This is a genomic window from Nocardia sp. NPDC050412 (assembly GCF_044458825.1).
Lineage (GTDB): Bacteria > Actinomycetota > Actinomycetes > Mycobacteriales > Mycobacteriaceae > Nocardia.
On record NZ_JBITIJ010000005.1, the window covers coordinates 203,174 to 227,659 of the forward strand.

Sequence of the window (24,486 nt, forward strand, 5' to 3'; positions counted from 1 at the left end):
GCGGTGGCCCCCCCCGGGTCGGGGGCGGCGGGGGCCAACCCCCCCTCCATCGCGCCCAAACTTTCCCCGGCGGGGGGGGGGGGGGGGGGCCGCCCGGGGGGGGCCCCCCCCCCGACGTCCAGTCCTATTCGGAATTGATGGTGAGGATCCGCTTTCCTCTGGCGTGGCCGGTTTCGACGATGCGGTGCACCTCAGCGATCTCGGATAGCGGATATCGGGCCTCGATGACCGGGTGGAGGGCGCCCGAGTCGACGTACTCGGCCAGCACAGCAAGGTCATCGCGGCGGGACCGCGCCGACATCACACGCACCCGCGGACCCGGCAGCAGGGCGCTGTGGAGGGCGTGGCCCATGCTCGCGGTCGCGATACTGCAGGTCGTGTCCGGGCGCAACGACAAGGGCAGCCCATGGTTCGCCGCCCGAATCCAGGACTCCGTCACCATGATGACAGCGGCACACCTGCCCGCGGCCGACGATCTGGTCGCAACGATCCTCGGCGGCATGTTCCTGCAGACCGTCACCTGGTGGCTGGCCAACGACCGCCCGCTAACTTCGGATGAACTCGCCGTCCGATACGCCCGGCTGGCCTCGGCGATCATCCGAGATACCGATTCGGCGAGTTCGGCGTTCCAGCCGCCGAATCCGGTCGCCTGCACTCCGGCTAGTGAGGGACAGTGACCGGGTCGGCGCAGCTGGCGGCGGCGTCGACGAAGGAGCAGGGTTTGGGTGCTCGGGTCGGGCGGTAGTCGGGGGTGACGCCGCCCTGGTGGGTGATGGCGGTGTAGGCGGGTACGGCGTCGGTGGGCTTGCGTGTCAGCGTGGGGTCGGTGCGGACGTCAACCGTGTAGAGGCCGAAACGTGGTGTGTAGGAACCCCATTCGTAGTTGTCGGTGAGGCTCCAGTAGTTGTAGCCGATGAGGTTCATGCCGTCGGACTTGGCGCGCTGCAGCCAGTAGACGGTATCGCGAAGGTCGTCGGTGCGGGTGTAACCGTCGGCTCGAGGCATGTTGTTTTCGGTGGGCATGCCGTTCTCGACGATGTAGAGCGGGCGGCCCGGGAACTTGCGTGAATAGTGCTGCAGGGCATAATAAATGCCCTCCGGTTCCAAGGGATTGTTCCAGAGCTGGTTGAAGCTGAGCTTCGTAACACTGTCGGGGGAGGCCCCGTAGTAGTAATCGATGCCGATGAAGTCGAGTTTCGCGGCTATCGCATTGATGAACGAGCCGTTCACCGCATCCTCACCAGCCGGAATGTAGGCGACATTGCTCGTGACCATGGCGTCGGGCTGCACGGAGTGGATGTAATCGTAGATGGCGTTGTGTGCCTGGGTGATTCGGTCCTTCATCACCGGTATGGCGGCGAGGGACAGGCCGCCGTGCGAGGTCTCGTTCATGATGTAGGCGGCGGGCTCGTTGAATGTGACCCACAGTGGGTCCGCCGCGGCATATCGATCGACGACGGAGCGCGCATTGGCGAGCCAGTCCTCGACGATATTCGGATTCGACCAGCCGCCGCGGTCGACCTCCCAGCCCGGATACACCCAGTGATCGATGGTGAGCATGGGGCGCATTCCGGCCGCCGTGATCGCGGCGATCACATTGTCGTAGAAGCGAAGTCCGGCCTCATCCCATTCGCCCGGTCGCGGCTGCACACGCGCCCACTCGATCCCGATCCGGTAGACCTTGACGCCCAACTGCGCGGCCAGATCGATATCCGACCGGTAGCGATGGTAGAAGTCCACGGACTCGAGATATGGGTCATCCGTCTTGCCCGCGGCCACGGACCGGGACCAATTACTATCCGGCGCATAGCCTTCGGACTGATAACCCGATGCGGCCACACCCCAGAGAAAGTTCGAACCGAGCGGCTGTACCTGTGCGGGCGGCGCGGGCTGTGCCATCGCCGGCGTCGGACCGCCTGCCATAACGGCGGTGCTGGCCGCCAGTGTGATGAAGATTCGGCGGCTGGTCAGGGATCGCATCGAACTCCTGCTTCCTGGAAGGTGACGGGCGCTCGTGGACCTCCGGCGCATGCGGGTCGGGCGGGACCACGCGACGAGAGTAACTGGTCGGTCGTCTTCTATCGGGGAGGGTGCGGTTGTCGATTGGACCTGGTGGCATCCGGAGCGCGAGGTCCTGCGCCAGGGGAGTGGGGGTTGTGCGGTTGTGGTGTGCCGGGCAGGGGAGCGCGGAAACAAACTGGGGCACCAGGGGGTTCGCAGAGCTCATGTCGAGGTGGTGATGACGGGCCGCTCCGAGGTGAAGGGGATCAGGCATCCACCAGAATTACATGTAGGTAGGTAGATATGCGCATCTATTTATGTAACCTTTCATCCCTCAAACCATGTACAACTCACCTACCAAAGAAAGCGCAACACCCAGCACACACGCCCTGCCTCGAAGGGAGGGTGGCGGGACTCATTGCGCTACAGGGACATCGAGCTCCTGGTTGATGAGTCGAGCGTGCTACTGGAACTCAGCGAGTTCCGGAAGGCCGGGTTGCCGCTTGACTTCGAGCGCGCTCTAAAACCTAGCGTGGGTCACATGGCAGCAATATTGATCACCGGAGCGAACAAGGGTCTCGGCTTCGAGACCGCCCGCCAACTCATTGCCGCGGGCCACACCGTCTACCTCGGCAGTCGGGACGCCGAACGCGGTCACCGCGCCGCCGCGGAGTTGGGCGGGCGGGCAGTCCAACTCGATATCACCGACGGTGCTTCCGTCGCGGCCGCGGTGCAGACCATCGAGGCCCACGGCGGTCTGGATGTGCTGATCAATAATGCCGGTATCCAGGCGGAGATGACCGTCCGCAGCGATGTCATCGGCGCTGCGGACCTCACGGCAGACGTAATGCGAAAGACCTTCGACACGAACGTCTTCGGTACGGTGCGTGTCCTGCACGCCTTCCTCCCGCTGCTGCAGCGTTCCGCCGCGCCGGTCGTTGTCAATGTCAGCAGCGGTCTGGCTTCACTGACAAGGGTCTCGACCCCGGGCACTCCGGCATACGCCTATCCGGGCATCGCTTATCCGGCATCGAAGACCGTGGTCAACATGCTCACGGTGCAGTACGCGAAGGCGTTCCCGAATATCCGGATCAATGCGGTCGAGCCCGGTTTCACCAAGACCGATCTCAACGGGAACACTGGTACTCAGACGGTCGAGGAGGGCGCGGAGATCATCGTGCGCATGGCGCAGATCGGTCTCGATGGACCCACCGGAAGTTACGTTGATGCCGAAGGCGCGCTGCCCTGGTGATCGACCACGGCCGTGGCGACGATGTACCCCTTGGGATCGCGCCATGTGCATCCCGGATGGTGGGTGAACCAATCCGCGATGTCCTCGCGCAGATCGTTCAGAATCGCTTGCCGCCGCGGATGATTCGGCGTGACGCCGTAGAATGTGAACAGCGCCTCGGCGAAGCGCACCAGCGGATCCGGGGTATCGAAGACGAGCGCATTATCCGATCGCTGGATCCGCACCTCGCCGAAAACTTCGGACATCAGCTCCGGCAAGGTATCGGAGTCGACGGTCACCGCATCGTCTACGCCGAGGCCGTAGGTCGCGGCATGCGCGGCCACGAGTTCGGTGGTGTATGGGTAGGTCCCGGGATGATTGACGACCACGGCAACCGTCCCGCCGGGCTTGGTCGTGCGCCGGAATTCCCTGAGCGCGGCGACCGGATCGGCGAGGTGGTAAAGCATATGCCGCGCGGTGAGCGCATCGAAGCTGTTGTCGTCGAACGGGATCCGGTCCGCACTGCCGAATACGCCGCGCACCCCGGGTACAGCATTGGCGGCGGCGACCATCGCGGGGGAGGTGTCGATGCCGACCAGCGCACCCTGGTGACCATTGCCGGCGAGGTGGGCGAGGAATCGGGCGTCGCCGCAGCCGATATCGGCTAGATGTTCGGTGCCGGTGAGTTCCAGCGCGGTCAGCACATTGGCGGCGGGGTCGTCGGGACGCTCCGAATAGCGCTCGTGGGTGTCGATCCGCACCTTCAACGGTGTCGGATCGGCATATTCGGCATCGAGACGGTAGCTGCACATCGCGGTCGTCCTTCGGTCCAGTTGGCCGGTGGTTGACCAGGTCGCCGGTTCGGCGATCGGGTCCGCGGGCTTTCCGGCGGTGAGCGTACCTCCCGAGGCGGTGCGCGGCGTTCCCTTTGGTGGGGGCGACTACGAATCGTCCGACCGTCCAGTGGTGACGGTGGTGAGCCGCGGCGTGATCGGTGTGGTCTCGATCGGGTCGCGCATATCCTCGGTGCCCGGGCGTTCATCGTCCAGAATAGGTTCGCCGAGTCCGATTTTCTCCTGGACACGCTTCATCCATGCCGGTGCCCACCAGCAGTCGTCGCCGAGCAATTTCATGACCGCCGGTACCAGCAGCATGCGCAGCACAGTCGCGTCGATGAACAATGCGGCGATCATGCCGTAGGCGATGTATTGCATCATCACCAGATCGGAGAAGGCGAATGCGCCGGTCACGACCAGGAGGATCAGTGCGGCGGCGGTGATGATGCGGCCGGTGTGCGCGGTGCCGGTGCGCACCGCTTCGCTGGTGCTCGCGCCCTTGGCTCTGGCCTCGACCATGCGGGAGAGCAGGAAGACTTCGTAGTCGGTGGAGAGGCCGTAGATGATAGCGATGATCAGCACAAGCACATTCGACTGGATCGGCTGCGGGGTGAAGTTCAATAGTCCTGCGGCGTGGCCGTCGACGAAGATCCAGGTCAGGATGCCGAGGGTGGAGCCGAGGCCGAGCGCGCTCATCAGTGCGGCCTTGATCGGCAGCACCAGCGAGCCGAAGCTGAGGAACATCAGCAGCGTGGTTACGAACAGGACCAGGGCGATCATGACCGGGATGCGGTAGAGCAGTGCGTCGATGCTGTCCTTCTGCATGGCCGGAATGCCGCCGACGTACATGCTGACGCCGTCGGGAAGTTCCATCTTGCGCAGGTATTCGATGGTTTCCCCGCCTTCGTTGGGGTTCACCAGTGTTGCCTTGGCGCGGTAGACGTTGTCCTGGGTCAAGGATTTGGACGGCATCTCGAACTGACTGGCCAGCCCGGGTGCGTGTCCGGCTGCGCGCCATGCCGCGCCGACCGGCGCGCTGTTTTCGGCGACGAAGACCAGTTCGATGGGATCGGTTCGGCGTTGCGGGAAGAAGGTGTCGATCTGTTCTTGTGCGACGCGAGTCGGGTTGTCCGGTGGCAGATATCGCTCGCTGAAGCCGCCGAAGATGAGATTCTTGACCGGGAGGATCAGCAGGAAGAGCACGATGACCAGTGGGATCGCGACGGTGAGTGGTCGCTGCATCACCCAGCGGGTGGTCTTGCCCCAGAAATCGTCCTCGATTTCTTGGGCGGTCTTGCTTCTTCGGAACCGTTTGAACCCCAACATATCCACGCGTGGACCGAGGACGGCCAGGCTGGCGGGCAGGATGGTGATGGCGGTTAAGGCGGCCAGTAGTACGGTCGCGATTGCGCCGTAGGCCATGGATTTGAGGAAGCCCTGGGGGAACAGCAGCATGCTGCCGAGGCTCGCGATGATCATGGTCGCGGAGAACACGACGGTGCGTCCCGCGGTGACGACGGTTCGGCGCACCGCGGTGCGGGTGTCGTAGCCTGTGGCGAGTTCCTCGCGGAACCGGCTCACGATGAACAGGCCGTAGTCGATCGCCAGGCCCAGGCCGATCATCGATAGTACCGAGGAGACAAACGAATTCACCTCGGTGAAGCGGGTCAGGAACATGATGATGCCGGATGCGCCGATAACCGTGAGTCCGCCGACGAGCAGCGGCAGCGCCGCCGCGACGAGGCCGCCGAAGATGAAGAACAGCAGTACCGCGACGGCGGGGATGGCCAGGACTTCCATGCGGTGCACATCGTCGGCCATGGTGTCGTTGAGGGCGCCTGCCACTGCTTGCAGGCCGCTGACCTGTACATCGATGCCGGGTATCGCGAAGACGTTCTTGACTTTCCGGAAGTTGCGCACGGAGTCGGTGTCGTTATCGCCCGCGATGGCGATTGCTGCCACGGCGCGCTTCTTGTCCTCGGTGGCCGCCTTCGCGCCGCTGATCTTCGCGCCGTCGACGCGCCAGTAGGACGCGTTGATGCCAGTGATCTCGTCTGGGTACTTGTGCGGCAGGCTGTTGAGATTGTCGATGATCGGCTGGCTGAATTCCGGATCGTCGACGGTCTTTCCGTCGGGTGCGGTGTAGAGCACGACGACGTCGAAGTCGTGATTGCGTCCGAAGGCGGCGTCGGCGAGGCGTGCGGCCTGTGCGGATTCGGAAGTGGGATCGTCCATACCGCCGGAGCTGAGGTGGTCCTCGAGTCCGAAGCCGTATGCACCGAGTGCAAGGAGTGCGCCCACTAAGACCGCGAGTACGGCGAAGCGCAACCGATAGACGAGATTCCCCCAGCGCGTGAACATCAGCGGGCTCCTTGCCAGCGGGAAAATTGGTGTGCTGCTTGCTTTGCCGCGTTGATCGCCAAGGGGCTGCATCCTTTCCGGGGGTGCACGCTCGATGTGCCTGTAATCAAAGGTACAGACCGGTATGAAGTGCTAGTGTTTCAGAAATGATGCCGCGGCGTGCGCGGATGTGACGCGGATTGCATCGACTGCCGAAGTGTTCGAATCGTGCCGACTGGCAGCCGGTGCAGACTTGCGGGCTATGAACTCCGCTGGGGCGTGATCGTGAGGTCGGTCGGACCCAGGATCTTGCCGAGAGTCCTGGCGAGCGTGTGCAATTCGTCTGGGTCGAGCTTGTCGGCGAAGCATCGCTCGATGCCCGCGTGGTAGCCGGGCGCGGCCGCGTGCAGACGCTCGCGACCGGCATCGGTAATGGCGACGAATGCGGACCTGCCGTCGTCGGGATTGGATTCGCGCGCGACCAGACCCGCGGCTGCCATCTCGGTGACGAGCCTGCTGACTCGAGTGCGACTGAGCACGACACGTTCGCCCAGATCGGTCATGCGCAGCGGTTCGACGCCGTCGAGTTCGAGTAGTACGTCGTACCACGCGAGCGGGAGTCCGAAGTTGCGGCGCAGCTCGGCATCCAAATGCGGGACCAGCTGTGCGTGTACTCGCAGTAGTGCCGACCATGCGTTGCTGGCGGCATGTGGATGCTTCTCCGGTTGCGTCACGGCCCGATTCTAACCACTTGCGTGCACCCGCACGCATATAATAGCGTGTGCACGCACATAAATTGTGCGTCGTCAGGAAGGAAATCTCATGAGCACAGTCATCGCCCGTGACGAACTAGCCGCCGCGATCGAGGCAGGTACGGTGACGGTCCTGGACACCCTCGGTGCGGGCTACTACGAGAAGGCACATCTGCCGGGCGCTCTCACCCTGGTCGAAGCTGATGTGGAATCCCGAGCCGCGCGGTTGCTTCCGGACCAGCACGCACCCATCGTGACCTACTGCTCCAACAGCGCCTGCCGCAACAGTGAGGTCGTCGCCGTCAAATTGCGCGCCCTCGGTTATACGAATGTCCGTGCCTACCGCGCGGGTATCCAGGACTGGACCGAAGCAGGCCTGCCGATCGAATCCGAATCCTGAGTCCGGTTGATGTGCGGTCGGCGTGCACCCCGACCGCACTTCGGATCGGGTGGCAGTCGGGACACCGCGCCGACGCATTCTCGACGAGTCGATGCGCGGTCTTGTGCCTGGTAGGGGATCAGCGGATGATCGGAGAAGTAACAATTTCTGGTCGGGGGCATCATCATCGTCGATCAGTCAGGAAACATTCTAATGACCACCAGAATTGCCACGGCGATCGCCGCGATCGCCATCACCGTATCTGTTGGCGCTCTCGCCGCCCCGGCGGCATCGGCGGAGCCGGTTACACCTGCGTTCGGTTCGGTCGCTTTCTGCTTGAACGTCCCGCTGGGTCCTTTCCTCAGCTTCAGCGTCTGTATCTGAGATCGCCGGGCGGGCATAAGCCGCGGACCAGCGCGGCGTTGCTGAACAAGTGAACCTGTCGGTGGGCCGGGCTACCGTGGGGTGATGGCCGCGCATCTGACGCACTGGGGAGTGTTCGAAGCCGAGAGTGATGGGCAGCGGTTGACCGCGGTGCGTCCGTGGCGCGGGGATCCGGAGCCGACGGCGCTGATCGAGAATGTGGCCTCGGCACAACATCATCCGACGCGGATCGATCAGCCGTATGTGCGACAGGGATGGTTGGAGCGCGGGCCGGGTGCGCCGGGGCGCGGTGATGAGCCGTTTGTTCCGGTGTCGTGGGAAACCGCAGTGGAGTTGGTGTCTGGTGAACTGAATCGGGTGTACGGCGATTACGGCGCGGAGGCGGTGTACGGCGGGTCGTACGGATGGTCGAGTGCTGGGCGATTTCATCACGCGCAGAGTCAGGTGCATCGGTTTCTGAACTGTCTCGGCGGTTATGTCCGTAGTGTGCACAGCTACAGTCTGGGAACCTCGCAGGTGCTGTTGCCGCACGTGATCGGCTCGATGGGGCTGTTCGAGGGGCACGCGACGGCGAAGAGCGTGCTCGTCGAGCACACGCAGCTGGTGGTGGCCTTCGGTGGGCTGTCGCCGAAGAACTCCGCGGTGTCGCCCGGTGGTGTGTCGCGGCACAACACCAGGACCTGGATCGCGGCCGCCCGGGCACGCGGGTGCCGATTCGTATCGATCAGCCCACTGCGCGATGACATTCCAGTGGAGGCCGCGGCCGAGTGGATCGCCCCGCGCCCCGGTAGCGATACGGCGCTGATGCTGGCACTGGCACAGGTGTTGGATGCGGATGGGTTGGCGGACAAGGAGTTTCTGGATCGCTACACCGTCGGGTACGAGCGGTTCATCGGCTATGTGCGCGGCGAATCCGATGGCGTTGTCAAGGATCCCGCGTGGGCGGAAGCGATCACCGGAGTGTCGGCCGAGCGGATCCGGTCGCTGGCGCGCGAGATGGCCGGCGCGCGCACGATGCTCAATGTGAGCTGGTCGTTGCAGCGTGCCGAGCACGGTGTGCAACCGCTGTGGCTCGGGGTGGTGCTTGCGGCGATGCTGGGCCAGATCGGCCTGCCGGGTGGGGGATTCGGGCACAGTTACGGGTCGTGCGCTCATGTCGGTGATCCGGCGCGCGGGCAGTCGGTGCCGAGGTTTCCGCAGGGCGGCAATGATGTTTCGACGTTCATTCCGGTCGCCAGAATCGCCGATATGCTGCTGAATCCGGGGGAGCCGTTCGATTTCAACGGTATGCGGTTGGTGTATCCGGATATCAAGTTGGTGTACTGGTGCGGCGGGAATCCCTTTCACCACCACCAGGATCTGGCCCGGCTGCATACGGCGTTCACCCGGCCGCAGACGGTGGTCGTGCACGATGCGTTCTGGACCGCGACCGCGCGCCATGCCGATATCGTCCTCCCAGCGACCATGAGCATCGAACGCGACGACTTCGGCTCCGGGCAGAACGATCGCGAATTCTTCCCGATGAAGGCGCTCACCCGGCCGCACGGCGCATCCCGTGACGACTACGCGATCTTCGCGGAATTGGCCGAATACATCGGTGTGGGTAAGGAATTCACCGAGGGACGCACCGTCGAGGACTGGTTGCGGCACCTGTACGAGCAATGGCGTGCGGGGCTCGACGATCCGACGGTGCCGAAGTTCGAGCAGTTCTGGAACAGTGAGTCGTTCACGGTTGCGGTGCCCGACCCGGAGCAGGTGCTGTTCGCCGATTTTCGTGCGGATCCGGACGGTTGTCCGCTCACCACGCCCAGTGGCAAGATCGAGATCTTCTCCGCGACGATCGATGGGTTCGGATATGCCGATACCCCTGGTCACCCGGTGTGGTTGGAACCGGAGGAATGGCTGGGTGCCGCGACGCGGTTCCCGCTGCAGCTCGTCGCGAATCAGCCGCGCGCGAAACTGCACAGCCAGCTCGATGTCGGCGCACACAGTCGATCGGTGAAAATCGCTGGGCGGGAACCTGTGCGGTTGCATCCCGACGATGCTGCGGCGCGCGGTCTACGAGATGGCGATATCGTGCGGATATTCAATGATCGGGGCAGCTGTCTGGCCGGGCTGGTCGTCGACGACGCGGTCCGGCCGCAGGTCGCGCAGCTGTCCACGGGTGCCTGGTACGATCCGGATCCGGCCGATCCCAGCTTCTGTCGGCACGGCAACCCGAATGTGCTCACTGCGGATCGTCCGGCGTCGACGTTGAGTCAGAGCTGTGCGGGACAATTGGCGCTGGTCGAGATCGAGCGCTACACGGGTGCGCTACCGGATGTGGCCGTTGTTCGGCCGCCGGTCACGGTGGAGCGGGTTTCGTGATGACGCGGGTGAGGCTGGTCTCAACGGGTGGTCCCGGCTGTGGTCCGATGCGCGATTTCTGTCAGGATTTCGAATTATGGTGTCGAATCCGTTGCCCGCGGTAGCTCGCCGGATCGCGCAGAAGCGCTGGGTCATGCGCACGGCGCCGATAGTGGTGCGGCTGGAGCGGTTTGTGCGGCGGGTCAGTCGTGGCCGCCGCGGTGTGCTCGATCTGGCGGGTTTGCCGTCGATCGAGCTCACCGTCGCGGGTCGCAAAACTGGGATCCCGCGCACCACATCGCTGCTGTATGTGCCGCGCGGTGACGACTTGCTGCTCGTGGGCTCCAACTGGGGCAGCCCCAAGCACCCGGTGTGGTCGACAAATCTGCGGGCGGCCGATACCGCCATCGTCCGGCTCGAGGGTGAGCGGTTCGAGGTGACCGTCAACGAGGTCACCGGTACGGACCGCAAACGCGCCTGGGATCTGGCGGTCGAGTTCTGGCCGGGCTACGAGATGGAGTGCGAGCTGTCCGGCGGGCGGACCTTCCGTATTTTCGAGTTACGCCGCAACTGAATTCACTTCGTGGCAGGCACGATCGGCGCGCCCGGATGCGGGATCGGCGCTGGTGGGGTCAACGCGGCGGCAGGCGAGCTCTGCTTCGCGGGTGGAGGCGGCGCGGCCGGTGTGAGCAGCGGCGGTGCGGCCGGCCCGGGGACGATGACCCGAGACTTGTCGGGGGTCGGCTCGGTGCAGTCGGGGGCATCGGAATCGCCACAGGTGGCGGGCACGATCGGGGCCGCGTGGGTGACGGTCGAGAGTGCGCTCGTGGCGATCGCGAAGACTGCGGCCGTAACCAGGACGGCCCGGCGGGATGCGACGGACATGGCGATCACAACCAGATCGGATCGCCGTACACCGCGACCGAATTGTCGGCGGCATCGGTGGAAATGGTCGCGATCACATACGAGCGCAAGCTGACCGGGCCCATACAGGCATCGATTTTGATCTGCACCTGGTCGGTGGTGATCGAACCATGCGGTCCGGCAAGGGCTTTGGTGCCGAACGGGATGGTCGTGATCGTGCCCGGTTTGAAGGTGGCCGATACGCTGGGTAGTGCCGCGGCCCCGACACCGACGCTCAGGCCGGGAGTCGGCGCGACCATCACATTCACATTCGGCCCGACCGACGCCGCCAGCCCGAGTGAGATGCCGTTGGAAACATCGATCTGGCAACCGATTTGGTAACCCAGCGTGAGTGTGCCCGAGTTGACCGATACACTGCCCGTGCCGGTGATATCGGCAGCCGCGCGCACGCTGACGAAGCCCTCTCGCGTGAAGGCGGTGTCGGCGAGGTCAGGAACTCGATCGAGGTTTTCCGCGGATTTGGTGACTGTCAGCTGCCAGCCGTCCTCGGTGGTGACCGTGCGGGACTGATCCTGCAGTGCGTCCGCCGAAGCCGATTGTGCTGGAACGAAACTCAGCACCCCTGCGGCCAGTAGGCATAGCGGGACGGCGGTCGAGCTATTCATATTGTCGGTCTCCTCGCTCACGTTGCAGTCGAACGATATCCGACGCCGGAGGGGACATCCGTCGACAGGTCGCTTGTCCAAAACGGTGCGTGGTCGCTATCGCGGCGCGCAGAATCCGGATATGCGATTCCATGCCTTCAGCGACGATGCGCTCGCCGACCACGATGCGGTGACGATTGCGAAACTGGTACGTCGAGGGGAGGTCGGCGTGGCCGAGGTCGCCGAGGCGGCGCGAGTGCGGGCCGCGCAGGTCGATCCGACTTTGCGTGCCCTTGTGGTTTCGGCGGAATCCGCGCTGTCGGCGGGTGATCCGGATGCGCCGCTGTTCGGTGTGCCGACGTATGTCAAGGACAACACCGATGTGCGGGGGCTGCCGACCAATTACGGCACCGCGGCGTTCGTCGGGCGGCCCGCCGCGAACGACGGGCCGTATGCGAAACAGTTTCTGAGTACCGGGATGTCGGTGTTGGGCAAGAGTCGACTACCGGAGTTCGGTTTGAACGCGAGTACCGAATTCGCTGCGGCCGAACCGACACGCAATCCATGGCATACGGATTATTCGCCGGGCGCGTCATCGGGTGGTGCGGCCGCGCTGGTGGCCGCGGGTGTGGTGCCGATCGCGCACGGCAATGACGGTGGCGGCTCGATTCGGATTCCGGCCGCGTGTTGCGGTCTGGTCGGCTTGAAGCCGAGCCGAGGACGGCATGTCGATGGTCCACAGGCGCGTTCGATGCCGATCAATCTGGTCTCCGAAGGTGTGCTCACTCGATCGGTGCGCGATACCGCGACGTATTTCGCTGCGGCCGAACGGCATTGGCGCAATCCGAAGTTGCCGCCGGTCGGTCTGGTGGAGGGACCGGCACGGCGGCGGTTGCGGATCGGAGTGATCGCCGATTCCATCACCGGTACCGAAACCTGCCCGCAGACCCGCGCTGTAGTCGACGACACCGTCGCGCTGCTGGAGAAGATGGGGCATGAGGTAGTTCCGATCACCTTGCCGGTCTCGCAACGCTTCGTCGACGACTTCACCACCTACTGGGGGCTTTTGGCATTCCTGATCGAGGCCGGCGGGAAACTCGCGATCGATCCGCGGTTCCAGCCGGGCGATCTGGATGCGTTCACCCATGGACTCGCAGCGATGTATCGCAAGTCCATGGCGCGTACACCGGCCATCCTCTATCGCCTGTCGCAAGTGCGTCGCGCCTACGCGGGTATGTTCCGCGACCACGAACTGATTCTCTCGCCGGTCCTTGTTCACACCACTCCGCGACTCGGGCACCTGAGCCCGACCGTCGCCTTCGACGAACTCTTCGCCCGCCTGATCTCCTGGGTCGCCTTCACCCCGTTGAACAATGTCGCAGGCACGCCCGCGATCTCACTGCCCATGGGTGCCTCCAGCGAAGGTCTGCCGATCGGCATGCAATTCTCCGCCGCCCACGGCGACGAACGCACCCTGCTCGAAATCGCCTTCGCCCTCGAATCCGAACGCCCCTGGCGACGCATCCAGGACTGACCTACCCGGGAATCGCGCGCCAATCCTCGGCGAAGGGCCCCGCGCAGCGCGCGACCATGTCCAATGCCTCTGCACACGCGCCCTCGATCGCATGCTGCCACTGCTCGGGCACCAGCCCGAGCCGAATGGCGAGTGCGTATTCGTCCTGGTCCTTCCAGCGATAGCTCAGATCCGGTTCGACAATGAGATCCAGGTGCAGATCGCTGGTGTCGACACCGTCGGCGGACCGTGTGAACGGCAATTGGAAATTGACGTACCACCACAGGAATTCACTGTGCTCATCCCATGTCGGGACAATCGCAAAATAACGATCGGCGTACATGATCGCGACCCGCGTGGTTCGCTGCCACACCCACCTCCCCATCTCCCACTCTCGCCGGGCATACGCTTCCAGCAACCGCCCCCGCGCCCCCCGATCGCCTTCCCGCATGGACCTGATCCACAACTCCGGCCCCACCCCCTCGGTCCCCGGCGTCAACAACACCCGCAACTCGTCCCCCCGATCCACCACCACCCGCTGCGGCCACTCGGTAAACGGCCGCCCAAAGATCATGTCCCGCACGAGAATCGTTCGACCCACAGCGAAAGGCGTCACCGTACCAGCCTAGTCCGCCGCTTGGTGACTCAGTCGGTATCGGTGGCGGCGAGAACCGACAAACTGGTGCGCCCGGGGGCGAGGGCCACGAAGGCGATATCCCAGGCGACCCGTTCGAACCATCGGGTATCGGCCTCGAAGCGATACCATTCGCAGGAAATCGCTTGTCGCTCAACCGTGGCGGCGGATTCGAGTTCGTCGGCGCCGGACAGTGCGGCGAGTGACTGCCACGCGGCGAGACGGCCGTAGGCTCCGTACACACCACGGTTGTATGCGCCACCGGAGGATGCGGCGCTGAACAGCACGCTCCACACTCGATCGACCAGGCACGATTCCACCGACAGCGACGAGGTCGGACGCCGACCGCGCAGACAATCCAGGTCGAGGGTCGCGAGCAGGGCCACGATGGCGTCGGTATCCGGCGGGGTGTCTAGGTCGAATGTTCGTACCTCGCTACGCCCATTGGATTCGCTGGCCCAATTCGCCACGGCCGTTGTGATGGCGGCGGCGCGTGCGGGCGTGGTTGTTTCGCGCGCGGACGGCACGAACCTGCCGTGGCGGTGGGTGATGTTCGCGCCGGACGAAGGATCGTAGGGCAATGGGTTGCTGCTGCAGTTGATTCCGTACTGCGGCAGACCGAAGCCCTCTTCCAGACTGGTCAGCGACAGCGGTAGCCAGCGCAGCGGGTGATAACTCCATTGCGGTGAGCTCGCCCAGGCCGCGACGCGCGGATGCTCGCTGACCACGACACCTCGCAGCACGATCTCGTGCAGTAGACACGCACGCAGTTCCTCGGAGATCGCCCCGGCCACACCGGCTTCGGCGAAAGCCGCCACCGCATCCTCGGTCGACAGGCTGGAGGCCAGGAGTGAGGCAAGATACCGCGCCCGCCGTTTACTCGGACGCGACGCCGCGATGATTCGAAGCGCGCCGGTGACGTGATTCGGCCCGGGGGTCATGATCAGCATGCGCAGCAGATGGTCGAAAACACCGGTGTACTGCCACATCGGATCGGTCTCGGTAGCGTAGGCCTCGGCGATCGCAACTCCTAGCTCGACCAAGAACTCGCCATCACCATCGGCCAGCCGCTGCTCGGCGACTTCCCGAACCTCGCTGATATTCGACAGTTTCGGCAGGGTCCGCACAATCCGCGCTATCTCCGCATCCACGCTCGCCAGCGTATGGCGTTGCCCTGATGCGTGCATTCACTCGCCGCGGCACCGGCATGTGGGGTCCAGTGACGAGAAAAGTCGCGCTAAGCGATGCCGGCTGAGGCGAGCGCCACGCCGAATAGCTTGCGAAGTTGCTAGATAGGCTGCGTAACAAAGGCTTTCGGTCCGATTGGGCACGATGATCTGCCCAAATCCGCGAAAAGTCGCGCTAACCTCACTGGCCAGCTGGCGCGATGCCTCTTCCCGAGCGGGGCGACTCCGTAAATTATCTGCGGTAGTGCCGATCGTGTTCCGGTGACCGGTCGGAAGGACTGACCGTCGGACAGGTGTGGGGCGCTGCCGATGCGGGGCGTGACGCTGCTGGACCGATATGCCGACACTCGTCGGTCCGGCCGCGCAGTTCATCGCCGACCTGGCCGAAGAACATCACCTCGACCCCACTGCGGTCCCACAGGCCCGGCTGTTCATATCCAAGCAACAGCTTGCGCGTGCTCGCCGACATGATCTTCGGCGGTTGGTTTCCCCGTGTGGGCTGTGCGATCGCGATATTCTCACCGTGTGCGATCTCGTCAGAGCGTGGGTGGGCGCACTCGTGGCGCGACGCGTCGGTATGCCGAGAACAGCCCGAGAGGACGCTGATGGCTTGGTCCCATGCCGCTGCAGTGCGAGCAGTCGCCGACCGGATACTCGCGCTACCTGAACCCTTCGATGTTGGAACGGTATCGGGGGCTTGTGCCGTAGAGATGCACGAGATCGGATGCCCTAACATTCATATGCGTGAGTTCGAGGGTTATCCACAGGTCGGCCCCTTCAAAGTAGTCACGTTGCGGGTGCCGCGATCCGCTTCTCCCACGTCGATTCGGCTGCTGGCGTTGACCACCCGGGCGGCCGCCGCGGTACATGAGGCCGAATTGCGGGAGTATTTCACGTTGTCCCGGCAGGACGTCGACATCAACCCGCACATACCACCGGAGGGAATGATTTCTTTCCGAGAAGTGATTGGCGACAGAACATTGTTTCTCCAATTCACCGCACGATCGAGAGCGCTCGCCGCCATCGCCGTCCACGAAGACGTTCGGCCCTCGCCACAGTAGGGCTGGTGATGTGACCCTCGGTGCTCGGCTGCGACGCGGACCGGTTGCGACCGGCCCCACTGCCGCAAGACCGTGAATCACGACGGACCTTCCGAACCGTTTCGGTACTTGCGCTCCAAGGCGTCCAAGCCCATTTCTGTGAAATCTCTGTTGTAAATCTCCTCGTAGTAGGACCGGTAGTTCTGTCCCTCGCCGCTTCTCGATTCATCCGCGTACCACCGGGCGCACTGGTGCCGCGCCTCGTCTCGGGTCAGCTCCCCCCGCATGTGCCGTTCGTAGATGTCCTCGTACTGGGCTCCGTATCTGCCGGAAACCCGAAGCCGGGGACCGCCTGCCTCGGCGATCTCGCGCGTGACCTGTGCTTCCACGAGCGCTGCTTCGCCCTCGTCTCGCAAGTGCTCGAAAACGCTCTCACGTACCCACATTTCACGCGACTGACCCTCGTATCGCACCGGCCTCGGCCGATACGCTGCCCGACGCGCGTGGCCCACCTCGTGAGCCAATGCTCTGACCACCGGGCCCGGATCGCCGTCGCGCATGCCATTGTCGAAGACGATTTCTCTGCGCTGGCGATTCGAATAGGCGCCACCACCGATGTCGTCATAACGAATCGTCCAGCCATCGCTCAGGATCTCGCGTACGTCGGCACTCAATGTTGGTGAGAGAGTGGTCAACTCGTCTACCTGGCTCCCGAGGCCGGTTCGTTCGGGTGCTGCTTCCGATGGATGTGGAATGCGAGGTATAGGTCCGGTCGCCTCGTTGTCGGGCTGAGAAAATTTGGGGCTGCGAATCTCCGCCGCACCGCGCCGGTCGCCTGATACGAAACGTTCGGACGCGTCGCGCAGCTCCCCGGCTCTGCCACGGTACTCTCGCTCAATAGCCTTGGCGCCGTTGACCATAGCGCTTCTAGTGGCGTGGAGCGCATCCCGCAGGATCCGCGCGACGCTATTGGTCATGCCCGCCCCGTTACTTCGTACATGCGGCTTCCCGACGCGAAAGCGGCCGCGGCTACGCTGCCACGCGACCGTCCTCGCGCACGCACGACCAGGATATCGCCGTCACCAGTGCCCCACACGACGAATCGTTCAGCCTGTCGTCGGTACGGCCGAACTTGTGGCAGGTGGTATTTCGCGCGATATCAATGACTTTCGCCGCAGCCCTGCCTCATGATTCGCGACTCCCGAATGACGCATGGCGGCGGCAATGCGTCGTACTGATCAGGTTATGCTTGCGGGCCGCCGCCACTGGCCGACGAGACGTTCTTCTACCGGGTCCTGACCACCGACAGCTTCGGCCCGACCCCCTGAGCGCGACTTTTCGCGTCGCTGCACCCCATGTGCCGCCCCGACCAGCGCTAGAGGCCGAGTTTGGTGACGGCGTTGTCTTCCAATGGGTTTGCGGTGCGAATGTAGTTGTGGACAGTGCGTGGGTTGGACCAGCGGCCCTGGCGCATGATTTCGCGGTCGCTGGCCCCGCCGAGGGCGGCTTGGGTGGCGAATCCCGCGCGCAGTGAGTGTCCAGAGAAGAGGTCGGGGTCGAGGCCGGCGCGTGCGGCATAGCGTTTGACGAGTTCGGCTATGGCGCGCCCGGACATGGCGTCGGTGCCGATGCCGCCGTGGCGGGTGATGGTGGGAAACAGTGGGAGGGTGTCGTTTTCGGCGAGGGCGGTGCCCTGATAGCCGTGGCAGCGGTGGATCTCCGCAGGCGGCGAAGATGCGTCGGCGAGCCAGGCGCGCACATCACCGGGTGCGCGATGCACCTCGAGCAACTGGATCCAATCGGCGAAGGCGCAGACTGGACAAGTGTGCGGGCGCTGGCCACGGGGAAGTGCGACGCGCTGTTCGGCGATGCCGGTGGGGTCGGTTTTGGTAGTCGGAAGTTGCACGAGCAGTAGCGGTTCACCGGTGCCGTGGTCGAGATCGACTCGCACATCGGCGATCCGCAATCCGGCAAGTTCGCTGCGGCGCAATGCGCCCGCGAATCCGACGAGCAATGCCAGCGCGTCGCGGCGACGCGCTGGCTCGGTCGGCCATCCCGACTCCGGCAACCCCGCGAGCAGTTGTTCGAGGGTGTGCAGCAGCACGGGGCGTTTGCGTTTGGGCTGCGTGCGACGGGTCCGGCGGATACCGCGCAAGGTCAGTCGAACGACATCGGACCGCGTGGGCGACGGTAATCCGTTGGCGGCGTGCACCGCCGCGATGGCCGCCGCCTTGCGCTCGAGCGTGGCCGCACTGAACGCCCACCGCTGCGCTCCGTCGTCACCGTGACGCAGCGCATCCGCCGCCGCTGCCAGATACACCGCGACATCGAGCGGATCCGCGGGCAGCGCTTGGCGGCCCTCCGCCGCACACCATCCGGCCCACGCGATCCAATCGGTTCGATACGCCCGCAAGGTATTCGCCGACTGTGACGCTTCGAGATACCGCCGCAACGCCCCGGCCTGCTCATCATCGAAACGCTCCCGCACCAACCGCAGCGCCACGGTATCGACCAGCACACTGCGCACTCCACGCCGCAACTCGGTGCGCACCGACTCCGGCACCGTGACCATCGCATCGCCCACCCGCTCGCTCCCATCCACCCGGCCCGGCTTTCGATGACCAAGACTATGCGTTCTGCGGGGATTTCCGAGCGGCCGCAACGCGCGTCAGTCGGGTAGTGGTACCAGTCGCTGCGCGTCGTCGAACAGATAGGACTCGGCGACACGCGCGGCGGTGAGCGCGGCAAGAGCGGTGGCCGCGAGCAACATGTACATGACCACGATCTGGTAGCGAATGGCGGTGAGGGGATCGACACCGGCGAGAATGAGGCCGGTCATGGCACCGGGCAGGCTGATCAGCCCGACGACCTTGGTCGCGTCGATCGTCGGAATCAGTGCGGTGCGCAGTGCGGACCTGCGATGCGGCAAAAACGCCTCGCGCGCCGAAAGACCCAGGCACAGGCGCGCTTCGATGGCGGGGCGCGCATTGCGGGCATCCTCGTGCAGTCGGCGCAGTGCGATACCGGTGGCTTGCATGGCGGCGGAGACGATCATGCCGCCGACCGGGACAACCACCCGGGCCTGCGTGGAGATCACACCGAGCAGAATGAGGGCGCCGAGCGTGATGGCAGATCCGGTGCCGACCCCGATGGTCGCGGCCCGGCGCGCTCGCGGCACACCTTTGCCACGTCGGCCCGCCACCTGCCCGGCGATCAGCACCATCAGGACCACCCAGGCCAGCGCGCCCGCTAATCCGGTGTGCCGGAACAGGATCAGCAGAATAGCGCCGACCGCGACCAACTGGGCCGCGGCACGGGTTGCGGCGATGAGCAGTTCGCGGGTCAGATGCAGCCGCTGACGGTAGGCGATCGCGGCGGCCAGTGCGACGAGCACCAGCGAGGTCGCCACACCCGGCCAGCCGGGTACGGAAAGCTGTTGTGTCACTGGGGGTTCCGTTCGTCACCGGGGGACAGGCGCCCGTGTCGCAGTGTCCAGCTGTCGTCGGCCACCTCGGTGACGAATGCGGTGTCGTGGCTGACCAGAATGACACCGCCACCGGACATGGTGTGTTCGCGAATGAGAGTCGCGACCGCAGCGGCGGATTCGGCGTCGAGGGCGGAGGTGGGTTCGTCGAGCAACAGCACCTCGGGTTCGACGGCCAGCGCCCGCGCCAGGCACACCCGCTGGGCTTGACCGCCGGACAGTTCGAGACAGCGCCGATCACGGAAGTCCGGTAAACCGACCCTGGCGAGCAGCGCATCGATGCGATCGGATGTGAGATCGGTGTGGCCGACCCGGATCTCATCGGCGACGATATCGGTCAGCAGCGTCGGTCGCTGTGGCACCAGCCCGATGCGCCGCCGCAGCTCTGGTGCGGGCAACTGGGTGATCGGGGTGTCATCGAGCAGTATTCGGCCGCTACTCGGCTCGTCGAGCCGGTTGAGCAGCCGCAGCAAAGTGGTCTTGCCGGTGCCGCTGGGCCCGACCACCGCCGTGCACCGAGCTTCCGGGAACGTCACGGCGAGATCGGTGAGTATCGACGTTTCGCCGTGGCTCACGCTGACCCGATCCAGACTGATGTTCGGCACCGTCCCACCATTCCTTATCCGCGTGAGTGTTTCCTGACGGGGCCGGAAAATCGGACGGGGCCGAGTGGACGTGTCCTGTGCACATGCCCGACCATGGGCGGATGTCACTCAGCACGCACGACGCCGATCTGTTCGAAAGCACCAGGGGCCGTCTGGAGGCGATCGCCTACCGGCTGCTGGGATCGGCCGGTGATGCCGAGGACGCGGTGCAGGAGGCATTCCTGCGTTGGCAGGCCGCCGACCGGGACTATGTCCAGACGCCCGAGGCGTGGCTGACCAAGGTGCTCACCAATCTGTGCCTCAACCAGCTCACCTCGGCGCGGGCCAGGCGGGAGACATATGTGGGCCAGTGGTTGCCCGAACCGGTGTTCACCGGAGACCGGATGCTCGGGCCGGCCGATACCGTCGAACAGCGTGAATCGGTGTCGATCGCGATGCTTACGCTGATGGAGCGGCTCTCGGCCAAGGAACGCGTGGTGTACGTGCTGCGGGAGGCATTCGGCTACGCGCACAACGATATTGCCGAAATGCTCGAAATCACCGAGGCGAATTGTCAGCAGATCTATCGGCGCGCCAAACAGCATCTGGCCACCGACCGGGCTCGCGTGCAGGTCGACGAGGCCGCCGCCCGCAAGATCGTCGAGGAGTTCCTCGCCGCGGCGGTCAGCGGTCGAACCGAGACACTGATCAGCCTGCTGACCCAAGACGCGATCAGCATCGGCGACGGCGGCGCCTTCATCCCGACACGCACCAGGCCGCTCATCGGTGCGGTGCGCGTTGCGCGGTTCCTGCGGCTGTCCATCAAGCCGACCGACGGCAAGCGGAACATGCTCGGCGGCAGGCCCGCCATATTTTCTGCGGTCGCCAATGGCGGGCCCGCCCTGGTGCTGGTGGTCGGTGACCGGGTCGTCGGCATCGTGTGCCTCGAGGTGACCGCCGACGGCATCTCGGCAATCCACGCCCAGGTCAACCCCGAAAAGCTCGAGCGCGCCACCCGTCGGTGGGCTAGCTCCGAACACGGAGCACCCGTTATCGAATCCTGGTGACCCACATCACAGTCCACTTCTGTCAGCATTCGGGCCGCTGTCCGGTTCAGGAAGCGAACCCACCGAGACAGGAGTAAGACCATGAAGCACCGCATCGTCGTCCTCGGAGCCGGATACGCCGGAGCCATTACCGCCGGACGCCTCGCCAAGCGGCTGCACCGTGACGACGTCGAGATCACCCTGATCAATGCCGACGCCGAATTCGTCGAACGAGTGCGCATGCACCAGCTCGCCAGCGGACAGGATCTCCCCGCTCGGCCGCTGCGCGAGGTCTTCGCGGGCACCGGCGTGCAGGTCCGGATCGCACGGGTCACCGCGGTCGATGTGGATCGCAAGACCGTCGACCTGACCGGCGAGAACATTGCCTACGACACCCTCGTGTACGCCCTCGGCAGCACCATCGCCGACTATGGCGTCCCCGGCGTCGCCGAGCACGCCTACAACGTGGCCGGCAAGCAGGCGGCGCTGCGGCTGCGGGCACGCCTGAACGAGTTGCGGGCGGGCGAGACCGCGCTGATCGTGGGCGGCGGTCTGACCAGCATCGAAGTGGCCGCCGAAATCGCCGAGGCACGCCCGGACCTCGCGGTCGCGATCGCCGCGCGCGGCGGCGTCGGTGACTGGCTCGACGAGAAGGCCCAGCGCTACCTGCGCGGAGCTTTCGAGCGGCTCGGCATCACCGTCCACGAGCACGCCGACGTCACGCGCGTCACTGCTAACGGCGTGATCACCGGGGCGGGTAGGGACATCCCGGCCCAAATGACCGTGTGGACAGCGGGTTTCACCGTGCACCCGATCGCGGCCGCGACGAATCTGGCGGTGTCCGATTCCGGGCGGATCGTGGTCGATGCCACCCTCCGCTCGGTTTCACATCCCGATGTGTACGCCGTCGGCGACGCCGCGCACGCCGAAGGGGTCGGCGGCAAACCACTGCGGATGGGTTGCGCCACCGCGACCCCGATGGCATGGCAGGGCGCCGACGTCATCGCAGCTCGCTTGACCGGCGGCAAGGTTCCCGACGCCCCGATCGGTTACGCCAGCCAATGCATCAGCCTCGGTCGCCGCGATGGCATCGTCCAGAAGGTGACGCCCGACGATCAGCCCACGTCCACAGTGATCACGGGCCGTATGGGCGCTCGCATCAAGGAACTCATCTGCGCGGCCGCGGCTTGGAGCGTCGCCCACCCGACCATGATGCTGCCCAGCCGTCGCCGCCACCTCATGGCAACCGGTGCCGCGGAGTACCAGTTCGTCACCCGGTGACGCGGCCACCTGAATGCAGTCCGAGCCCGAAGCCACCGATCCGCACGACCACGGACCGGTGGCTTCGGTTGGCGGAGCGAATATTGTTGCGGCAGAGCTTCATTCGCGCGACAGCCGAGCTTCTGCGGCTGGTGCGTAGGCATCGGGGCCGGCGTGAACCGAGGGCTATGATGCCTGCGGGCCCAACTGTTCGCTCAGCTGACGGCAGCGCCGAACCACTTCGGCAGCACGCCGATCAGATCCTGCTGATCGCCACCGACCCACGCCACATGCCCGTCCGGCCGCAGCAGCACCGCGGGCACCGCCAGTTCCTCGCTGACATCGACGACGTGGTCGACCCGATCCGCCCAGCCTGCCACCGAGAGCTGGCCGGTCTGGTCGAGCAGCAGTCCACGGCCACTGCGCATCAACTCATAGAGGCGTCCCCGATTCAGCTTCACATCCCGCAGCCGTCGACCGAGCAATTCGTGCCCCGCACCGAAGTCGTAGCGCACCCCGATCGCAATGATCTGCTCGAGCAGATACCGGTTCACCTCATCGAAGTCCATCAGTTTCGCCACCAGTCGGCGCGCTGCCTGAGCACCCGGCTCGAGCGACATCAGCTCCGTCTGCGCCCGGGTGTTCTCGAGCACGTCGGCGGCCACCGGACGGCGTTCGGTCTCGTAGCTGTCCAGCAGCCCCTGCGGCGCCCAGCCGTCGATCTCGGCGGCCAGTTTCCAGCCGAGATTGAATGCGTCCTGGATGCCGACGTTGAGGCCTTGCCCGCCCATCGGCGGATGGATGTGCGCCGCGTCGCCGGCCAGCAGCACCCGACCGACGCGGTATTGCTCGGCCAAGCGGGTGGCGTCACCGAAGCGCGAGAGCCAGCGCGCCGAATGTGCGCCGAAGTCGGTGCCGGCGAGCTCTCGGAACTGCTGTTTGAGCTCCTCCAGAGTCGGTGGGACCCGGGGGTTCTCGGCCACACCCGCGGCGGGCGCGACGAGACGGTACACCCCGTCTCCGAGGGGCGCGGCACCGAACCGCAGCTGGGTCTTGCGGACTTCGGCCACCACTGCGGCTATCTCCTCCGGCGGCGCGGTCAGCTCCACCTCGCCCAGTAGCGTCTCGATCCGGGTTGGCTCGCCGGGGAAGTCGACGCCGAGCTGTTTGCGCACCGTGCTGCGGCCACCGTCGCAGCCGACGAGGTACCGCGAGCGCAATTGCGTGCCGTCGGCAAGTTCGACGCTCACCCCGTCATCGTCCTGACTCAGCCCGACCACTTCGCAGTTGCGGCGGATTTCGACGCCGAGTTCGGTGGCGCGCTCGATCAGCAGGCGCTCGGTGACGGTCTGCGGAATGGACAGCACGAACGGATACGTGGTGTCCAACCCTTCCGGTTGGGGTTTCACGATGCCCGCGAAGAAACCGCCGAGCGGGTACTGCTTCCCGAGCGCGAGGACCTTGTCCAACAGGCCGCGCTGATCCATCAATTCGACGCTGCGCGCATGCATGCCGAGCGCGCGCACAACCTTGGTGGGCTCCGCATCCTTCTCCACTACGAGCGCGTGCACGCCGCGCATGCGCAGCTCACTGGCCAACATCACGCCGGTCGGTCCGCCGCCGACCACAATCACATCGATCATCAAAACCCCTCACTCGACCAAGTTGCATTTCCCACCGGCGGTTCGACATCCCCGCGAGACCAGTACTCATTTCCGCAGGTACTGGCTTCGGCAGGAGATTCTGCAGCACGACCCGGGTCTTGCCGCAAGACCCCGGGTGCGCTATATGTTGAAAGGGGCGAGGAGTGAATACCCGTTTCAGCCCTGGGCGACCACTCGGGTCGGGGTGGGCCGCAAGACGGAGGCGGTTGTCGCGGGAGCGGGGAAGGCGTCGGGATCCTGTCCGTAGTGGCGGACGCAGCGTTCGAACAGCGCGAGGTCGGGTTCGATCGTCGCGGT

Annotated in this window: 23 protein-coding genes; 9 read left to right on the plus strand and 14 right to left on the minus strand. The window is 65.0% G+C overall.

Annotated features, from left to right (window positions below; all coding sequences use genetic code 11):
* Window positions 1–124: 124 nt before the first annotated feature.
* Window positions 125–352, minus strand: coding sequence for a zinc-binding dehydrogenase (locus ACIBI6_RS15385; RefSeq protein WP_396956663.1), 228 nt, complete (start codon window positions 350–352; stop codon window positions 125–127).
* Between ACIBI6_RS15385 and ACIBI6_RS15390 the strand changes: the two genes are divergently transcribed.
* The gene (locus tag ACIBI6_RS15390) at window positions 351–677 is read left to right on the plus strand and encodes a hypothetical protein (protein WP_396956664.1); all 327 of its coding nucleotides are present in this window, start codon (window positions 351–353) and stop codon (window positions 675–677) included. The two genes, ACIBI6_RS15385 and ACIBI6_RS15390, sit on opposite strands and share 2 nt — an antisense overlap.
* On the opposite strand, the gene ACIBI6_RS15395 is transcribed toward ACIBI6_RS15390, so the two are convergent.
* The gene (locus tag ACIBI6_RS15395) at window positions 661–1,980 is read right to left on the minus strand and encodes a family 1 glycosylhydrolase (protein ID WP_396956665.1); all 1,320 of its coding nucleotides are present in this window, start codon (window positions 1,978–1,980) and stop codon (window positions 661–663) included. The genes ACIBI6_RS15390 and ACIBI6_RS15395 overlap by 17 nt on opposite strands.
* Window positions 1,981–2,542: 562 nt before the next feature.
* Between ACIBI6_RS15395 and ACIBI6_RS15400 the strand changes: the two genes are divergently transcribed.
* On the plus strand, window positions 2,543–3,253 hold the full coding sequence (locus ACIBI6_RS15400; protein WP_396956666.1) for an SDR family NAD(P)-dependent oxidoreductase: 711 nt from the start codon (window positions 2,543–2,545) through the stop codon (window positions 3,251–3,253).
* Here the strand turns inward: ACIBI6_RS15400 and ACIBI6_RS15405 are convergent.
* From ACIBI6_RS15405 to ACIBI6_RS15415, 3 genes are all read right to left on the minus strand, one after another.
* On the minus strand, window positions 3,220–4,044 hold the full coding sequence (locus ACIBI6_RS15405) for a class I SAM-dependent methyltransferase (RefSeq protein ID WP_396956667.1): 825 nt from the start codon (window positions 4,042–4,044) through the stop codon (window positions 3,220–3,222). The two genes, ACIBI6_RS15400 and ACIBI6_RS15405, sit on opposite strands and share 34 nt — an antisense overlap.
* A gap of 129 nt (window positions 4,045–4,173) precedes the next feature.
* Window positions 4,174–6,429 carry an MMPL family transporter gene (locus ACIBI6_RS15410; RefSeq protein ID WP_396956668.1) on the minus strand — a complete coding sequence of 752 codons (2,256 nt, stop codon included), beginning with the start codon at window positions 6,427–6,429 and terminating at the stop codon, window positions 4,174–4,176.
* A gap of 239 nt (window positions 6,430–6,668) precedes the next feature.
* Entirely contained in the window at window positions 6,669–7,142 is a 474-nt protein-coding gene (locus ACIBI6_RS15415) for a MarR family winged helix-turn-helix transcriptional regulator (protein WP_396956670.1), read from the minus strand.
* Window positions 7,143–7,230: 88 nt separating this feature from the next.
* Here ACIBI6_RS15415 and ACIBI6_RS15420 point away from each other — a divergent pair, with 88 nt between their 5' ends.
* From ACIBI6_RS15420 to ACIBI6_RS15430, 3 genes are all read left to right on the plus strand, one after another.
* Window positions 7,231–7,560 carry a rhodanese-like domain-containing protein gene (locus ACIBI6_RS15420; RefSeq protein WP_364346027.1) on the plus strand — a complete coding sequence of 110 codons (330 nt, stop codon included), beginning with the start codon at window positions 7,231–7,233 and terminating at the stop codon, window positions 7,558–7,560.
* Window positions 7,561–8,007: 447 nt separating this feature from the next.
* A complete protein-coding gene (locus tag ACIBI6_RS15425) occupies window positions 8,008–10,290 on the plus strand; it encodes a molybdopterin guanine dinucleotide-containing S/N-oxide reductase (RefSeq protein WP_396956672.1) in 2,283 nt (760 codons plus the stop codon).
* A 76-nt stretch (window positions 10,291–10,366) separates the two neighbouring features.
* The gene (locus ACIBI6_RS15430; protein ID WP_396956673.1) at window positions 10,367–10,843 is read left to right on the plus strand and encodes a nitroreductase family deazaflavin-dependent oxidoreductase; all 477 of its coding nucleotides are present in this window, start codon (window positions 10,367–10,369) and stop codon (window positions 10,841–10,843) included.
* Window positions 10,844–10,845: 2 nt separating this feature from the next.
* Here ACIBI6_RS15430 and ACIBI6_RS15435 read toward each other — a convergent pair whose 3' ends face one another.
* Both ACIBI6_RS15435 and ACIBI6_RS15440 read right to left on the minus strand, forming a co-directional pair.
* On the minus strand, window positions 10,846–11,154 hold the full coding sequence (locus tag ACIBI6_RS15435; protein WP_364346033.1) for a hypothetical protein: 309 nt from the start codon (window positions 11,152–11,154) through the stop codon (window positions 10,846–10,848).
* A 5-nt stretch (window positions 11,155–11,159) separates the two neighbouring features.
* Window positions 11,160–11,798 carry an MspA family porin gene (locus ACIBI6_RS15440; RefSeq protein WP_364346035.1) on the minus strand — a complete coding sequence of 213 codons (639 nt, stop codon included), beginning with the start codon at window positions 11,796–11,798 and terminating at the stop codon, window positions 11,160–11,162.
* Between the two features lie 121 nt (window positions 11,799–11,919).
* On the opposite strand from ACIBI6_RS15440, the gene ACIBI6_RS15445 reads away from it, so the two are divergent.
* Window positions 11,920–13,311: an amidase gene (locus ACIBI6_RS15445; RefSeq protein WP_396956674.1), complete on the plus strand. Its 1,392-nt coding sequence runs from the start codon at window positions 11,920–11,922 to the stop codon at window positions 13,309–13,311.
* A 1-nt stretch (window position 13,312) separates the two neighbouring features.
* On the opposite strand, the gene ACIBI6_RS15450 is transcribed toward ACIBI6_RS15445, so the two are convergent.
* Window positions 13,313–13,864 (minus strand): DUF402 domain-containing protein, encoded by a 552-nt coding sequence (locus ACIBI6_RS15450; RefSeq protein WP_396956676.1) that lies wholly within the window; start codon window positions 13,862–13,864, stop codon window positions 13,313–13,315.
* Between the two features lie 71 nt (window positions 13,865–13,935).
* Entirely contained in the window at window positions 13,936–15,075 is a 1,140-nt protein-coding gene (locus ACIBI6_RS15455; RefSeq protein ID WP_396956677.1) for a DUF6183 family protein, read from the minus strand.
* Window positions 15,076–15,851: 776 nt separating this feature from the next.
* Here ACIBI6_RS15455 and ACIBI6_RS15460 point away from each other — a divergent pair.
* Window positions 15,852–16,172: a hypothetical protein gene (locus ACIBI6_RS15460; protein ID WP_396956678.1), complete on the plus strand. Its 321-nt coding sequence runs from the start codon at window positions 15,852–15,854 to the stop codon at window positions 16,170–16,172.
* 77 nt (window positions 16,173–16,249) lie between these two features.
* Here ACIBI6_RS15460 and ACIBI6_RS15465 read toward each other — a convergent pair whose 3' ends face one another.
* From ACIBI6_RS15465 to ACIBI6_RS15480, 4 genes are all read right to left on the minus strand, one after another.
* Window positions 16,250–17,128, minus strand: coding sequence for a hypothetical protein (locus tag ACIBI6_RS15465; RefSeq protein WP_364346045.1), 879 nt, complete (start codon window positions 17,126–17,128; stop codon window positions 16,250–16,252).
* 398 nt (window positions 17,129–17,526) lie between these two features.
* Window positions 17,527–18,735, minus strand: coding sequence for a site-specific integrase (locus ACIBI6_RS15470; protein ID WP_364346047.1), 1,209 nt, complete (start codon window positions 18,733–18,735; stop codon window positions 17,527–17,529).
* A gap of 84 nt (window positions 18,736–18,819) precedes the next feature.
* On the minus strand, window positions 18,820–19,596 hold the full coding sequence (locus ACIBI6_RS15475; protein WP_396956679.1) for an ABC transporter permease: 777 nt from the start codon (window positions 19,594–19,596) through the stop codon (window positions 18,820–18,822).
* The gene (locus ACIBI6_RS15480) at window positions 19,593–20,240 is read right to left on the minus strand and encodes an ATP-binding cassette domain-containing protein (RefSeq protein ID WP_396956680.1); all 648 of its coding nucleotides are present in this window, start codon (window positions 20,238–20,240) and stop codon (window positions 19,593–19,595) included. Before ACIBI6_RS15480 ends, ACIBI6_RS15475 begins: the two co-directional genes overlap by 4 nt.
* Before the next feature lie 101 nt (window positions 20,241–20,341).
* Here ACIBI6_RS15480 and sigJ point away from each other — a divergent pair, with 101 nt between their 5' ends.
* Window positions 20,342–21,286 (plus strand): RNA polymerase sigma factor SigJ, encoded by a 945-nt coding sequence (gene sigJ, locus ACIBI6_RS15485; protein WP_396956681.1) that lies wholly within the window; start codon window positions 20,342–20,344, stop codon window positions 21,284–21,286.
* An 81-nt stretch (window positions 21,287–21,367) separates the two neighbouring features.
* Window positions 21,368–22,546, plus strand: a complete 1,179-nt coding sequence (locus ACIBI6_RS15490) for an NAD(P)/FAD-dependent oxidoreductase (RefSeq protein WP_396956682.1) — start codon at window positions 21,368–21,370, stop codon at window positions 22,544–22,546.
* Between the two features lie 194 nt (window positions 22,547–22,740).
* Here ACIBI6_RS15490 and rox read toward each other — a convergent pair whose 3' ends face one another.
* Window positions 22,741–24,168: a rifampin monooxygenase gene (gene rox / locus ACIBI6_RS15495; protein WP_396956683.1), complete on the minus strand. Its 1,428-nt coding sequence runs from the start codon at window positions 24,166–24,168 to the stop codon at window positions 22,741–22,743.
* Window positions 24,169–24,486: the final 318 nt, after the last annotated feature.